This window comes from Serinicoccus hydrothermalis, assembly GCF_001685415.1.
Taxonomy (GTDB): domain Bacteria; phylum Actinomycetota; class Actinomycetes; order Actinomycetales; family Dermatophilaceae; genus Ornithinicoccus; species Ornithinicoccus hydrothermalis.
Genome location: NZ_CP014989.1, coordinates 2,615,573 through 2,630,963, shown reverse-complemented (window position 1 = coordinate 2,630,963; position 15,391 = coordinate 2,615,573). Strand labels below are relative to the sequence as shown.

At 65.9% G+C, this 15,391-nt stretch carries 9 protein-coding genes; 1 reads left to right on the top strand and 8 read right to left on the bottom strand.

Features of this window, described 5'->3' with window-relative positions; genetic code table 11:
* Window positions 1-14 precede the first annotated feature (14 nt).
* Window positions 15-1,442 carry a tyrosine-protein kinase domain-containing protein gene (locus tag SGUI_RS12200; RefSeq protein WP_066640681.1) on the bottom strand — a complete coding sequence of 476 codons (1,428 nt, stop codon included), beginning with the start codon at window positions 1,440-1,442 and terminating at the stop codon, window positions 15-17.
* 123 nt (window positions 1,443-1,565) lie between these two features.
* Here SGUI_RS12200 and SGUI_RS12195 point away from each other — a divergent pair, with 123 nt between their 5' ends.
* Window positions 1,566-2,843 (top strand): O-antigen ligase family protein, encoded by a 1,278-nt coding sequence (locus SGUI_RS12195; protein WP_066640680.1) that lies wholly within the window; start codon window positions 1,566-1,568, stop codon window positions 2,841-2,843.
* Here SGUI_RS12195 and SGUI_RS12190 read toward each other — a convergent pair.
* The 7 genes from SGUI_RS12190 to SGUI_RS12160 all read right to left on the bottom strand — a co-directional run bounded on the left by SGUI_RS12190 (window position 2,785) and on the right by SGUI_RS12160 (window position 15,388).
* Window positions 2,785-3,927: a glycosyltransferase family 4 protein gene (locus SGUI_RS12190; protein ID WP_066640677.1), complete on the bottom strand. Its 1,143-nt coding sequence runs from the start codon at window positions 3,925-3,927 to the stop codon at window positions 2,785-2,787. The two genes, SGUI_RS12195 and SGUI_RS12190, sit on opposite strands and share 59 nt — an antisense overlap.
* Window positions 3,924-5,021 carry a polysaccharide biosynthesis protein gene (locus SGUI_RS12185; protein WP_157621835.1) on the bottom strand — a complete coding sequence of 366 codons (1,098 nt, stop codon included), beginning with the start codon at window positions 5,019-5,021 and terminating at the stop codon, window positions 3,924-3,926. Before SGUI_RS12185 ends, SGUI_RS12190 begins: the two co-directional genes overlap by 4 nt.
* A 163-nt stretch (window positions 5,022-5,184) precedes the next feature.
* Window positions 5,185-11,541 carry a PKD domain-containing protein gene (locus SGUI_RS12180; RefSeq protein ID WP_066640674.1) on the bottom strand — a complete coding sequence of 2,119 codons (6,357 nt, stop codon included), beginning with the start codon at window positions 11,539-11,541 and terminating at the stop codon, window positions 5,185-5,187.
* A gap of 14 nt (window positions 11,542-11,555) precedes the next feature.
* A complete protein-coding gene (locus SGUI_RS12175; protein WP_157621834.1) occupies window positions 11,556-11,993 on the bottom strand; it encodes a hypothetical protein in 438 nt (145 codons plus the stop codon).
* Window positions 11,994-12,189: 196 nt separating this feature from the next.
* On the bottom strand, window positions 12,190-13,521 hold the full coding sequence (locus tag SGUI_RS17505) for a phenylacetate--CoA ligase family protein (RefSeq protein WP_157621833.1): 1,332 nt from the start codon (window positions 13,519-13,521) through the stop codon (window positions 12,190-12,192).
* Complete coding sequence (locus SGUI_RS12165; protein WP_237141348.1) at window positions 13,518-14,087, bottom strand: CDP-alcohol phosphatidyltransferase family protein; 570 nt, start codon at window positions 14,085-14,087, stop codon at window positions 13,518-13,520. Before SGUI_RS12165 ends, SGUI_RS17505 begins: the two co-directional genes overlap by 4 nt.
* Before the next feature lie 182 nt (window positions 14,088-14,269).
* Window positions 14,270-15,388 carry a DUF1972 domain-containing protein gene (locus SGUI_RS12160; protein ID WP_237141347.1) on the bottom strand — a complete coding sequence of 373 codons (1,119 nt, stop codon included), beginning with the start codon at window positions 15,386-15,388 and terminating at the stop codon, window positions 14,270-14,272.
* Window positions 15,389-15,391: the final 3 nt, after the last annotated feature.

Below are 15,391 nucleotides of genomic sequence, written 5' to 3'. Positions count from 1 at the left end.
GGCGCTGCGGTCGCTCAGGGCGACTGCAGCGCCTTCTTCATACTCTGGCGCGGCGTGCGCGGCACAGCATGCCGGGCGGTGGTGCTCTCCCCCCCATACGGCATGTAGGTATGGGAACGGTTCGGGCCGCGTCGAGGGGCCTTGTTGATGACGAAGCCCAGCAGGTCGGCGTCGACCGTGCGAAGGATCTCTACCGCGTCGGTCAGCTCTTGACGATCCACAGCCTTGCGACCGAGGGCGACGATGAGGAGAGCGCCCCGGCACCTCTTCGCGAGGATGGCGGCATCGGTGACAGGCAGCAGGGGCGGAGCGTCGACGAGCACCACGTCGTAGTCCGCCTCAAGCCTGTGGAGCAGCGAATCCATCGCGTCGCTCGACAGGAGCTCCGAAGGGTTCGGGGGGACGGCACCGGCCAGCACCACGTCCAGATTCGTCGACGCTGGCTGGAGGACGTCCTCCAGCTCAGCCGCCCCGATCAGGACGTGGGTCAGGCCCACCGCTCCCTCGAGCGACAGGTAGTGAGCAGCGGCGCCCTGTCGCAAGTCTGCCTCGACATAACAGACACGCTGCCCTGCCTCAGCCAGAGTGGCGGCAAGACTGAGCGCGGTGACAGACTTCCCTTCGCCCGGCAGCGAGGAGGTGATGACGTAGGAACGCCTCGCCGAGGGCAGGTCCAGGAACTGCAGATTGGTCCGAACCTGTCGGAGAGCCTCCGCCCGGGGCCCGACGAGGTGCTCGCCCAGAGCCAACGGAGCTCTGGTGGTCACCAGGTCCACCGGCAGCTGACCGACCATCGGTACACCCGTCAGCTCCTTGGCATCGTCCTCGCCGCGCACCCGGCGGTCGAGCGCCTGCCTCATCACCGCTGCAGCCACTCCCGCCCCCGTCCCCAGCAGGAGCCCCAGCGCGAGATTGACCACCGGTTGAGGAGACACAGGTGACTCCGGCTCGCGGGCCGAGTCGATGACCGTGACCCTCACGACGGAACCGCCGTCGCCACCGCGCTGCGGCTCGAGCTGAGCGGCGTTCTCGCGGAACTCCGTGGCGACAGCGTCTGCCAAGGCTGCTGCCTCGGCCGGCGAGTCCGCCCGTGCAGTGATCTGCACGACCACCGTCTCCTCCACGACGTTGGCGTCCACATCCTCCGAGAGGTCGGCTACCGTCGTGTCCAGATCGAGGTCGTCGATGACCGGGCCGAGGACGAGTTCTCGGTCGATCACTCTCACGTACGACTTCACGCGGTCGAGGACGTAGGAGGATCCTTGCGCCAGTTCCGCGGAAGTCGTCCCGGTGTCCGGGGCGACGAACAGTTCCGTCTGCGCCTCGTAGACCTTCGGGGCCATGGCGGTGGCAGCGACGGCCGCACCTACGCCAAGGAGGACCATCGTCACGACCAGCCACCAGCGCTCCCTGAGCGCCAGCAGATAATCCTTCAACTCCACGTTCTAACCCCTGTCATCATCAGGCGGACGGAGGTATCGTGACGCTGCGCAGAACATCGTGACCCCGACCATCGATGATAACAAGGCGGTCGCAGTCACGAGACCGCCCTTATCATTGACCTCATGACGGTGGCCACGGGACATGACCTCGTGGGGACGGCCGCTACCCTGCCGCGCCCCTGGGCCCGTTCTTCCCGTTGGCTCATCCTCCTCCTGGTGTTGTCGGTCGTCACCTGGCGGACGCAGACCACCTACTCAGGTGGGGTGGATGCCGTGGTGGCGGCGAAAGCACTGCTCGGCCTCATGACTCTCGCGTTCGCGTGGGCCGCACGTGTCTCTACGCGGGCTCCACAGCCGATGGGAAACGCCGTCGTCTGGCTCGTGGTGGTGTATGTCGCGCTGTCCACCTTCGGGGCGTGGACCGACGGCGGCCTCCGAGTCTCCGGCGTGGTGTCGGTGCGGCTGTTGATCGTGGCCCTGACCGTTGTCCTGCTGGTGAAGACCTTCCCGCGAGCCCAGCTGCTGGATGATCTGCTGGCCAGCTTGGCCGCGGTGGCCCTCGTCGCCGCCCTCACCGGACTGCCGAGCATTTGGGCGACCGGCCGGCTCGGTGGCGGCATACCGCAGATGCACAGCAACGAGCTCTCGCTCCTGTGCGCCCTCCCAGTGATCGGCCTGCTCCACAGAGTCATTCTGCGGCGGGCCGCTCCCGGCCATGTCGCGGTGCTGCTGTTGCTCAGCGCTGCCATGGTGGCGACCGGGTCGCGCACTGCGGTGCTGACCGTGATGGTGGCGGGTGCGGTCATGTTGGTGCAGGCCAGACGTCTCGGCCGTGGGCTCGTCGTCACCCTCGCGCTCACCATCCCCCTCCTTGGTCTCATCGCGACTCGCACAGACGCCGTGACGTCCTTCATCGCACGGGAGGGGGCAGACGAAGGGGATATCGCGACCCTCAACAGTCGCAGCATCGTGTGGGGTGCATCGGTCGACTATGCGGACACCGTGTGGACCCGATGGATGGGGAGCGGCCTCGCCGTGAAGCAGATACCTGTCCTGGGACAGTACTGGGACACTCAGAACCTCGACAGCAGCTGGGTGTCAGCCTTGGTGCAGGCGGGCTTGATCGGGGTCGTTCTTCTCGGCGTCTGGGTCGCTCTCACCGTCCTTAACTCGTTCCGCCTGGCAGTTGAGCCGCGCATGCTCGTGCAGGGCTTGCTGGCGGCCATCTTGCTGCGCAGCGTTCTGGAGAGCGGACTGGTGGACGGCAGCCCGGCGTTCCTCACCTTTTTTCTCGTGTCGCTGTTCACCACCCCAGCCAAAGTCCCCCGGACGGGTTCGCCTCTCAGGCCATCAGCTGGCGCACTGACCCAACCATCAGCTCGGAGTATGTCTCGGGGCTGAAACGGCGTCGTGCTTCGCCCTGCGCCGCGCGAGCCAGGCCACGCGCCATGCTCGGCTCTCTTGCGATGCGCAGCAGGGCGTCCGCCAAGCTTTGGGAGTCTCCTGGGCGTACGTGCAGGCCTGTCGAGAGGTCGGTGACGACCTCCAGCAGGCCCTGAACACCACTGGCCACGAGCGGACGGCCGGCCAGCATGGCTTCGACCGCAGTGTTCCCGAACGGCTCGACCCGCGAAGGCACCAGCACCACGTCCGCGCGTTCCAGGGCAGGCCAGGTCGGAGAGACGTACCCGTGGAAGGTGACCGCACCGGCAAGATCCGGCATCGCCGCTCGGCGCCGAAGCTCCTCCTCGTACCACTCGTAGCCGTCGAAGACCGTCCCGCAGATGTCCAGGGAAACGTCCTGCCCCTCGCGACGCAGCTGTGCCACCGCCTCCAGGGCCACGTCGACGCCCTTACGTGGAGACAGGCGGGCAACCAGAACCGCCCGCAGCGGCTCATCAGGAGTGCGTTGGCGAAGGTCCGACAAGGGTGCCGGGGGACCTGGAACACCGTTGTGGACCACACGCAGGCGACGCTCGAGCCAGGGCACCACCTGCACGAGGGCACGGCGGGCGGCCGCGCTGTTCACGACGATGCGATCCGCCAGGAGCAGCTGCCCGGCCAGCAAGGAGCGGACGACCCGCCCCTGCTCCTCCTCCGCCTCGTGGACGTGCGACAGCACCGGAGTCCGCGCCAAGCGGGCGCCCAGCAACCAGGTCGGAATGGTCACGGTGTTGACGAGCACTACGTCTGGCCGCCGACTGCGGACCATGCGGACGGAGCGCCACGTCCCCGAGAGGCTCTGGGCAAGGAATCCCACCAACCCTCGTGGTGTCAAGACGGACTTGCGCAGAACCGGCATGGCGGACACCAAGACCTGCGCGCCACACGCCCGCAGCCTCGACGACAGGGGGCCATCAACCGGGATCACGACGGTCACCCCCCATCCCTCCTGCATCAGCGCCTGCACGGTGACCAGCATCTGCAAGTCCGAACCGTACAGATCGGGCGACGGGTGAGCCACAAGAATTTCGCAATGGTTCATGGCTCCCTTTCTACCTGGCGCTTCAGTATGGCTCGCAACCACAGACCCCCCACCCCAGAACCGATTCCGAGAAGGAGAGGAGCCCACGTGATGGTCGAACTCCACCACAGGACCAGGAGGACGACGCCCGCCGCCACGGCCGATTCAGCCACTCGGACTCCCACCACAGTGCGCTGAGATCCGCGGACGGCAGCGAGCGTGCTGTAAGGAGCAGTGAAGCCCGTCGCCACCGCATAGGCACCCCATCCGAGCAGGGTGATGAGCGGCAAGGAGAAATCACCTCCCGTGAGCAGCGGCGCGGCTACCGGTTCCAAGGCCAAGGCAGCCCCGACAGGGAGGAGGCTGAGGCCACTGATCCATGCAGCCGACCTATCCGCGGCCCTGATCAGCTCGTCAAGCCCGTCCCCCTTCCTGGCGGCAAACCGCGCCAGCATGACGGTACTCAAACCACCGATGACGATGAGGACTGGGGACAGATAGACGCGCGACGCCTCGAGTTGGCCAACGGCTGCCGCCCCCACAAACCCCAGCCCGGCAATGCGCACGAACGCGAGCAGGGCTGGCTTGATGCTGGCCTGAACCGCCCTCCACGATCCGTAGCGGGCGACCGTCCCCAAATTAGCTGACCCTATGGGGGCCCACCATCGTTCAGGCGCGGGAAGAACTGAGAAGGCGACGACGAGCGCAAGGGCCTGTCCAAGAGCCAACGCTAGGAAGAAGTGCCCGACCTCGAGGGTCGAAACGGTCGCGATGACGACCAAGGTGAGAGAGCTGGATGTCAAACCGCACACGTCGACGATGACAATGCGCCCGAAGCGAAAATTGGCCATCAGGAGGCGCCGCAGGAGGTCCTCGATCAGGAACAAGGATGTAGACACGGACAGAGCGACGGCGAACCACGCCGTGAGCGCTCCTGCGGCCCAGGCACCGACCCCCAGCATGGTTCCGAAAGCCAAAGGAACCATCAGTCCCCACACCTGGAGGGCCGCCCGAATGCCACGCTGATGCCGACCTAGGACCGTGAGCGAATCACCCACCAAACCCGTGTTGATGGCGGTGCCTAGGACAACGACCCCATAGATCGAGGCGAACACCCCGAGCCCCTCAGCGCCCAACAGTCGAACCGCCAGAAGCTGCAAGACGAAGCTCGACGCCGCCTGGGTACCCTGCGCAGCAACCCCCCCGAGTGCCTGCGACCTTCCGCTGCCGCGCTTCACGGAAGCGCGGCAGCGGAAGCGGCCAACAGTTCGGTTGCTCTCACTCCGCGCCGGTGACGATGAACTCGTCGAAGCGGGCCACCACAGGTGCGTTCGTCGCCACCCCAGACAGGTACGCCTGGAACCCGAACGAACCACCGTCCTGCAGTCCCGGGGTCGTATCTGTCGTTTGGACCAACCAGCCCTCGGGCTCGGACTCCCCAGCCGGCCACACCTTGGCCTGCAGACTTGAGCCCTGCGCACGGATACGCACGCCGAGCTGCTCGTCCGCGGAGTAGGCCGGGCCGGATGCGGTGGCCGACGTCAGGGTGGTCTCCGTGCCGTCGACGACTCGGGTGAGGATCATGCTGGTGGAGGTCGGACGGATGCGCAGCTTCACCCGGTACTGGTCGTTCGTGTCGGGATCCCGGCGCACCGAGGTAGTGACGTAGGTGTCCCCACCGGTCGGTGCCTTGTTCAGGCTGACGGTGAAGGCCGCGTCCACATCCGCCTCCGGGACGGCGCCCGTGAAGATCCTCGGGCCGCTGCCCGGGGACCCCATGGTCACCGTGCCCGCCCCGTCGACGACCGAGAAGGGCGCACTCGACCCCTGCGGTGTCCAGGCGCCGCCGATGTCGGCGGTCCCCCAGCCGGCCGAGACCTGACGGGAGAAGGTGTCACGCTTGAGCACGTCCGGGCCTGCCACCTCTCCGACCGTGACGTCCTGGGTCATCGAGTCCGTCGCACCTTCGTCATCGGTGACGGTCAGCTCGACACTGTAGGTTCCCGGCTCCGTATAGACGTGCTGCGTGACCTCACCCTCACCTGTGGAACCGTCGCCGAAGTCCCAGTCGAACGAGGCCAGGCTGCCGTCGGGGTCCGAGGATGCGGACGCGTCGACGTCCAGGTTCAGGCCCTCCACCACGCTGTCGAAGTCGGCGACCGGTGGCTGGTTCACCTCTGGGTCGACCACGGTGAACTGACGTGTCACGGTGTGCTCCGCCCCGTCGTCGTCCGTGACGGTCAGGGAAATGTCATAGGTGCCGGCCTCGGCATAGTCGTGGCTGGCATCCACGCCCGTCGCCGTGCTGCCGTCTCCGAAATCCCAGGCGTACGCCGCGACATCACCGTCCGGGTCGGAGGCCGAGCTCGCATCCACCTGCACCGTGAGCCCGTCAACCAGCCCCGTGAACGCCGCCACCGGGGGGAGGTTGGGTTGCGGAGCTCCGGTCGAACCGACGACCAGGTTGTCGACGCCACCCACGACGGGCGCGTTCGCGACCGACCCGCCCAGGTAGTTGAAGACCGCCACCGAGCCGGCGTCCTGCAGCCCAGAGGTCGAGTCCGTGGCCGACAGCTGCCAGACCTGTGGTTCGGCCTCGTTGGCACGCCACACCTTCCCGCTCAGCTGGGTGGGGGAGGCCCCGTCAGCCACGAGCCGGAGGCGGATCACCTCGCCGGGCTGATACACCCACGGCACGGTCGTGTTGTCCAGGTAGACCTCGGAGCCACCCGAGACGCGACTCAGGAGCAGCATGGTCCCCGTGGGCATCAGACGGGCACGCAACCGGTACGAGTCCGTGGCATCCCGTCGGACCATCACGGTGCCGTAGATCCCCGAGCCGGTAGGAGCCTTGTCGTAGGTCAGGTCGACGGTCGTGTCCACATCACGCGCCGACACGGCACCCAGCCCGGTGGTCACGCTGCTCCCCGGGTTGGCCAGACGCATGGTGCCGACCCCGTTCGCGACAGAGAAGAGCGAACCGTTCTGGGTCGAGGACCACGCCCCTCCGGTTTCGGCCGAACCCCAGCCGTTGCTGACGGAGCGCTGGAACGTGTCCAGGGCAAAGGTCTGAGCACCCGGGTCAGCGGCCACCGTGAGCTGACGTGTCACCGTGTCCGAAGCGCCGTCGTCGTCCACCACGGTGAGCGTCACGGTGTAGGTTCCACCCGCCTGGTAGGTGTGTGCCGGCGCACTTCCCGACGCGCTCGCGCCGTCGCCGAAGGACCACGTCCACGTGGCGATCGTCCCGTCCGGATCGGCCGAGCCGGTGCCGTCGAACGCCACGTTGAGACCGGTCGCAGTGCTCTCGAAGGCGGCCACAGGGGATTCGTTCTCAGGGACCGGCGCGACCACGGTGATGGTGTCGCTCACCGAGTGTTCCGCGCCGTCGTCGTCGGTCACCGTGAGGGTGATCTCGTAGGTGCCGGCACTGTCGTAGGTGTGCGAGACGACGGCCTCATCGGCCGTCGCACCGTCCCCGAAGTCCCACGCGTAGGACGTGATGGTGCCGTCCGCGTCACTCGATGCCGAGGCGTCCAAGCTCACGGACAGGAACGACACATCGGCGGAGAAGTCCGCGACGGGCGGGGTGTTCGCCGGCGCCGCCGTGACCGTGACCTCTTCGGAGGCACTGTCCTGCAGGCCATCGTCGTCCGTCACCGTCAGGGTGACGGTATACGTGCCGGCCGAGGCGTAGGTGTGCGTGGCTGTGGCCCCTGTCGCCGTCGCACCATCACCGAAGTCCCATGCGAAGGACTCGATGGTGCCGTCGGTGTCGATGGAGGCGCTGCCGTCCACGGTCAGGTTCAGGTCCTCCGCACTGAGCGAGAAGGCTGCCTGCGGCGCCACCTCGGCGGGTGGTGCCGTGACCGTGACCTGCTGGGTCGTCGATGCGCTGGCACCGTCGTCATCCGTGACGACGAGCGTGACCTCGTAGGTCCCGGCCTCGGCGTAGGTGTATGACGTCTGCACACCGCTGCCGCTGCCACCGTCACCGAAGTCCCAGTCGTAACTGACGACGTCGCCGTCCGGGTCGTCAGATTCGGAGGCGTCCACCGCCACCATCAGGTCGGTCACGCTCGCCTCAAAGGCCGCCTGCGGCTCCTGGTTCGGCGGTGGGGCAGTGACCGTCACGTCCTCCGACATGGTCGCGACGGCACCGTCGTCATCGACCACCGTCAGCTCGACGGTGTAGGTGCCGGGCTCGCCGTAGGTGTGCGAGTTGACCGGCCCTGTGGCGGCGCTTCCGTCACCGAAGTCCCAGGTGAACGAGGTGATCGACCCGTCCTCATCCTCCGATCCGGTGGCATCGACCGAGATCTGCAGGTCAGAGACCTCTGAGCTGAAGGACGCGACCGGTGGCGTGTTCGCGACGACCACGACCTCGTTGCTGACCTCGTCCGTACCTCCACGGTCATCGGTAACGGTGAGAGTCACCTCGTAGGTGCCTCCGTCCGAGTAGCTGTGCGTCGCCTGGATGTTGGTGCCCGTGGTGCCGTCCCCGAAGTCCCAGGCGTAGCTCTCGATGGTGCCGTCGGGGTCTGTCGAGGCAGACGCGTCGAAGGTGACGTCGAGATGGTCTGCCTCATGGCTGAACGCAGCGTTCGGCGACTCGTTCGGCACCGTGCTGCTGCCGATGGAATAGTGCTCCACGACCTGCTCGGCCGTCAAGGGGCGCGAGTAGACCGCCACCTCGTCGAGGTCGCCGGCGAGGTAGTTGCTGGAGGCGCCGCCCCAGACCCGGTCACCACCCACGCGCCAGTAGCCGGAGTACGCCTGCGCCACCGTGTTCGGGTTGGTCGCCACCAGCTCACCATCGACGTAGAGGCTCATCCCACCATCGCCCAGTGTGGAGACCACATGGTGCCACTCACCGTCGTTGTATGCCGTGTCAGAGACGGCGGTCTGCTCCTGGCCGGTCCACGCACCGAACACGAGGCGACCGTCGTTCCGCATGTAGGTGTGCCGGTCATAGCTCGAGGACAGACCTGTATTGCTGTTCCCGAAACCGATAATCTTGCCGCCCGACGTGCTCGTCGTACGGAACCATGCCTCCGTGCTGAACCGTTGCGGGTCGGACGTCGGCGCATCCGCAGAGATGAAGCCGTTCGAACCGTTGACGGCGACGGCCGTGTCCTCGACGTCGACCAGCGCGCCGCTCACGCCCTTGGTGTGCCCGCCACGGTAGGTCCCCGTCTTGTTGAGGATCGAGGAGTCGCGGGCGACGGACCCGTCCGTCTCGTTGAGTCGCCAGTACAGGTCTGGCTCACGCTCGAACACCGCCTGTCCGTAGGCATCGTCGGGCTCCTCCGCGAAGGCTGCCTCGCGGCCCGATGCCTCGTAGAGCCCGTGCACCTCAGCCCTCGTCAGGGCCCTGTCGTAGATCGACATGTCGTCGATCCACCCGTTGAAGTTGCTGTTGCCCGCTGATGGCCAACCGGACTGGCTGTCGCCCCCGAGACGCCAGTGACCGACATATTCCTCGGGCTCGCCCAGGTCGTGACGCTGAGCGACGAGAACTCCGTCCACGTAGAGCCGAGCCGTACTGCCACTGAGGGTGGCCACACCCTGGTGCCACTGGCCATCGTTGTAGGTCTGGCCGCTCGTAACCACCGAGGTGCCTCCGGTCCGCACACCGAAGTTCAGACGGCCGTCGCTCCCGATGTAGAGCTGACGGTCCCGGTGGCCTGAGTTCCCCGTGGCCAGGTCACCAAAACCGAGAAGGCGGCCGCTGCTCGTCGTCCGGAACCACACCTGGGCGGACATCTCGGTCGGGGCGTGGCTCTGGGCACTGGCGTACACCCGACCGTTGTTGCTGCCGTCCACGCGGATGGCCGTCTCGCCGTCCATGGCTCCGGGCTGGCCGAAGATCACCTGGGAGCCGGCGACTCCCTGGTACCCCCCTGCGTGGTCACGGACGGGCGAGCCCGTGTCGTTGAGCGGCCAGTAGATGGACGGCTCGCTCTCGAGCACGGCCTGCCCGTAGTCGGAGCGCTCCACGCTGGTCGGCATCGTGATGCTGCGCGAGCTACCGAAGACCTGGTTGCCGTCACCGTCGAGGGCTCGGACCGAGTACGTGTACGACTGTCCTGGCGTGACGTCGTCATCAACCCAAGCCAGGGCAGGCGTGTCCCACCACGTCGAGGCTGCGGTGGTCTCGTGGACGACTCCGGTGCCCGTTTTCACGACCCGGTAGGTCAGGTCACGGTCGTCTGCGTCGTACCCGGCGGTCCACGACACCTTCACCTTGTCTGCAGCGACCGCGAACAGTTCGGGGGCGAAGACACCACCATCGAAGCGCGGACCCTGGTTACGAGGCGCAGCTGTCCCCTTGGCGAAGCGGACCAGGCCCTGCTGACCTTGGCTGTTGACTCGTGGGAATTCTCCGCCGATGACGACGTAGTCATCATTGCCCTCGACGGTCCAGCCTGCCTGGTAGGCGCCGGTGAAGCTGCCGATGCTCATCGAGGGCAACCAGGTCACGATCGAGGGACTGGGCTGGCCCTCCCAGTTGGCGTAACCGTGGACCTCACGGATGTTGGTCCCGGTCGCTTCCCTGGTCCAGGCCATGGAGTGCTGGAACCGCCAGGTGCTGTACTGAGGGAATCCCATACTGGTATTGCCGCAGTAGTGAGCGTGACCGACGGCGTAGACCACCGAGTCGGGGTAGATGTCGTAGGTATCCCCATGGCAGTCCGCTACCCAGACGGTGTCACCCGTCTCGACGTCCAGTTGGAAGGGACCTTCCATGTTCCCACCTGGCCCGAAGTGGAAGCCGCTACCGAACACCGTCTCACCCTCGACCTTGAGGTTGTTGATGGCCGCGTCCGGCCCGGCGTTGCTGACGGCCACAGGCCACGGAAGAAGTGCACCGGTTTGCGCGTCCAGCTTGGCCAGCCCACGGACGGCCGCACCGTTGATGCTCTCGAAGTGGCCGCCGACAAGAACCTCAGAGTCGTCTTCCGAGAGGGCAAGGGTCAGCACCTGGTTATCCGCCGAAGGGGCCCAGCCCAGGAGCGCCCCATTGGACGCGCTGAACGCGGCAAGGTTGGACCGCTCCTGAGACCCAACGCCGGCGAATGAACCTGCAACGTACACGACGTCATCGGTCGCCACGATATCGTTGACCTGGTAGCCGACGGGCGGTGCGAAACTGCCGATCACCTGGCCGTTGGACGTGTTGAAGGCGGCGATCCGGCTACGCGACTGGCCGGCCACCTGGGTGAAGTCGCCACCGACGTAGATGCGTGATCCGTCCGGCGATCCCGACACGGCGCGCACCTGCGCGTTCGCACCCGGGTTCCAGGACGTCATGACCCCTGTGCTCAGGGAGTAGGACATCAAGTTGGCTCGGCCGGTCTGGTTCGTCCCGGGCGCTGCTCCCGCCGGACGCGCCTGGCTGAAGTTCCCGCCGACGTAGACGGTACCGCCGACGACGGCCTGGTCCCAGGCCACGCCGTTCATCTGGGCGGTCGGCAGGGCGTCCGCCGTCACGACCCCGGAGGAGCGTTCCTCCACGGGGCTGATGGCCGCCGAGGCTGCAGGCGGGGAGACCAGCGGCACGACGGCCCAGCCCAGGAGCAGCGCGAGAAGGAGCAGGACGGGGGTGACGCCCCGGCGGCGAAGAGTATGCATGGTCGTGACTCCGACTAAGAAAGAGCACCGGTGAAGACGGCCACTGGGGCCGACGGGGCTGGGTTGACCGTGATGGTGATCGGACGCTCAGCGTCCTCGGGGAGATGGAACACGTAGACAGCTGTGCCGGTAGTGCTGGCAGATACGGGCTCCACAAACGGGGCGGCTGGCTCGTTGAAGAGGGGAGTTAGCGGGGCGTCGTCCGCCCCAGCAGCGGTGACGGTCACCAAGGTCGGGTCGAGGTCTGCCTCGGTGTCGTTCGAGATGGCCACCGTGACGGATATCGCGGGCCCTCCGATCTCGCCGGCAACGCGAGCCTCGACCTCGACCTCTTCGACCTTGTGGATTTCAACGGAGATGTCAGGGGAGACCGCCACAGAGTCTGACCAGTCGACGGAGTCGAGTTCAGTCTGTTGCTCGACGTCGATGATGTCGTCGATGTCGGTCGCCACGGTGGGCTCCACGGTCTGCGTGACGACCTCACTGTCGACCTCAGTTGTTGAGGACGCCGGCTTCTCACCTGTGGGCGAGGACGTAGCAGCGGCACTCGAAGAATCGAGAACGTTTCCAGGAGGGGCATCAATACCGCTGCACGAGGCAAGGATGATGGCCAAGGCCGATGCGCCGCACACTCGCCGGATGATGGTTTTAGTGCGCATCGACGTGGCTCCTGATGTAGCGAATTTTTCCACCGTCATGAATCAATTCATCGACCGACTCCCACGAGATCGGAACTTGGTAGTGGGTACGATGCCGCAGACTGGACAGTGTCTCGTCTACAAAGTCTCGTGCACGCGGGCTGGCCCCTTCTACGACTCGGACCAGGATCGAGTAGTCGGCCGACTGCACGACCTGAAACTGGCGAACACAGTCCGGCTCCTTGCTGAAGAGCGGAAAGACTCCCTCTGGAGCAATCCACGTGCCGTCCGGCAGCCTTAAGCCATCACCTTCACGGCCGACGATTCGGGCGATACGTGGAAGCGTCGAGCCGCAGGCACAGGGTTCTGTGATGGCACGCGACCTGTCCCCTATGCGGTACCGGATCAGCGGAAACACCTTGTTGGTCAGGTCGGTGGCCACGACGTTGCCCAGATCACCTGACTCAGCATCCCTATCTAGCACTTCCACCACACGGTCATCCGCAAAGATATGGTGTCCGGCGCGCTCCGCACACTCGCCACCCATCCAAGGAATTTCGGCGGACCTGTAGTGATCGAACACTGGCGCCTCGAGACGATCCTCGACCTCCTGACGGTTCTCATCGGTCAGTGGAGAGGCTGTTGTGGCGACGGCCCTCGGCGCAGGAAGCCGTAGGTCGAGTCCTTCCAGAACGCGGGAGAACTCCAGCACGCCTCCCGCATACCCGGTCAGGAGTGTCGGCGTTTGGACACGCCACTGCTCTGCGAAATGACGGACCGAGGCCTCATTGATGTCGTAGGCATCCAGCTGCATACGCCGAGTTGGCCACCACTTGACTCCGTGGAGAAGTTCCTGTCGCCCGCTCTTCACGTGGCGCCACACGAGAGCGATGTTGTCGTGAGGCTTGACCCCCCACCAGCGAAACAGCCGCCACTCCAGCGGCTGCGCCGAGACACGCTTGTCACGAAGGAGGTGCAATGGTTGACCAGTGCTGCCGCCCGTTACAGAGAGAACACCAAAATCTTCGGCGTCGGGGGTCTTGAGTTCTTCGAAATGGTCCCGCACCGATTGCTTATCCACAGTAGGCAGTGAGTAGAATGCTTCAGGGTCTTCTTGTAAATCTTGTTCCGTGAAGCCGTGAGATTCGTAGAGTTCGCGATAAAATCTCGTCGAACGCATGGCATAGAGAGCCTGCTCTGCGGCCTTACGAGTCTGGTAGGCGCGCAAGCGCTCGACTGGCCACGTTTCTCTTTGCACTCCCAGCATATACAGCTTCTGGCTCTTCCGAAGCACAGTACGCGCCTTCGCCTCGAAGACCAGCTGCCGGGCCGAAACCTTCATAATGAACCCAACTGTGACATGTCGCGGTACCACTTGGGCAGTGCAAGGACCAGGAACCCCGTCGCGCAGAGCAGCAGCACGAGGTAGATGCCGCCGAACACCATGGGGGCTCCAAGCATGAGGAAGACCAGGCACAGCAAGCCGTAGTCGGTAGGGATGACGAGGAGGGAACGCAAGGTAGACGTCCGTGGCCGCTCGACCGGCTGACCTGTCCGAGCAGTGTGACGGTCTCGCAGCAGACCGTTGAGGATCATGCCGAAGAAGGTCACGTTGGCGATGAGGGTGAAGGCGATAGGCACCAGGAGCCAGCCCGGGGAGAGCTCTGTGAATCGAGCGGCTCCAACCAGCACAGCCAGGTGTAGCGCCGAGATCTTCCCGGCGTCGACGACGTGGTCGAGCCACTCGCCCGACAGGCTGCCTCCGCCCCGCAAGCGGGCGAGCTGACCGTCGGCGGCGTCGAGGGCGTACCCCACCACCAGGGCAGAGGAGACGGCCAGCCCGCTCCACCACGAGGGTGGCAGGAGCGCGATCAGGGCGATGCCCGCGTAGGTGAAGAGGGCGCTCACCGCTGTCACCTGGTTGGGAGTAGCCCCCATGACGTGCCCGATGGCGGCAAACCTCCGCCCCAACGGCCGGTTGATGTAGCGGGAGTAAGCGGGAGCGCCCGCAGAAGACTTCTGGGCTCCCTGCAACTCACTGAGTGACCGCGAGTACGTCACCTGGCGCTGCTGGAGACCTGAGTTCGTGCTCATGCTGGCTGCACCGCGCTCTTGGGGCTGCGCGCCAACTCGAGGCAGAGCGCCTCGTAGCGGTCGGTCACGTCGTCCCAGTCGTAGTGCGTCGCTCGCTCACGGGCCTGTCGACCTTGCTCTCGGGTGGCTTCAACGTCACCCTCGGCGCTTTCCACCAGGCTGGCTACGTCCGCGTCCCCACCGAAATAACGTCCAGCCGCGCCTAGCACGTCGTGGTTGAAGTTCACGTCGTAGGCCAGAACAGCTGCTCCCGCTCCGATGGCGCGCAACAGCGAAGGGTTGGTGCCACCTACTGAGTGCCCGTGCAGGTACGTGCGCGCCCCTGAGTACAGCTGGTCGAGCAGCTCCTGGTCCCAAACTCCCCCGAGGAATCGCACACGCTCGTCGGACGCAGCCTTGATGGCGGCGGTGTGTTCGTCGGAGTAGGGGGCCGACCCGACCACGACGAGTGGCAGGCGCGCATCGCTCTGCACGTAGCCCCTCACGATCATGTCGACATGGTTCTCGGGCTCGAAACGGGCCACGACGAGGTGGAACTCTTCGGGCTTCAGACCGAGGTCGTTGAGACGGTGGGTGCTACCGTCGGTGATGGGCGCACCGTAGGCGATCTGGGTCGTTGGCGCGTCGAACTTGGTGCTGTAGTAGTCAGCGATACCGGGGGCATCAGCGATCAGGGCGTCCGACCACCAGACCGACAGACGCTCGACCCCCTTGTAGTACCGCTGACCGAGACCGCTCCACTTGGCGCGCCTCCACTCGAGTCCGTCGACATGCGTAGCGACGGGGACCCGCGCAGCTCTGAGCGCCGGCAGGTAGGGAGCGTTAGCGGCGTTGAACAGCAGTGCGACATCCGGGCGGTGCCGCAGGAGATGACCGACGGAAAGGCCGGTATGGCTCAGTGTCTCGAGAGAGCGACGCCGCACCGCCGGTAGATGAACTAGGTCCATCCCGAGATGTTCGGCCAGAGGAGTGGCGTCCTTGCCCGCCGACCGACGGCAGTAGACCGTGACCCGATGCCCCCGCTCGACCAGTCGCCGCCCCACCTCTTCGACGGCGGTCTCAAATCCGCCGTATCGAGCGGGGACCCCCCGTGTGCCCACCATCGCGACCGTCAAGCC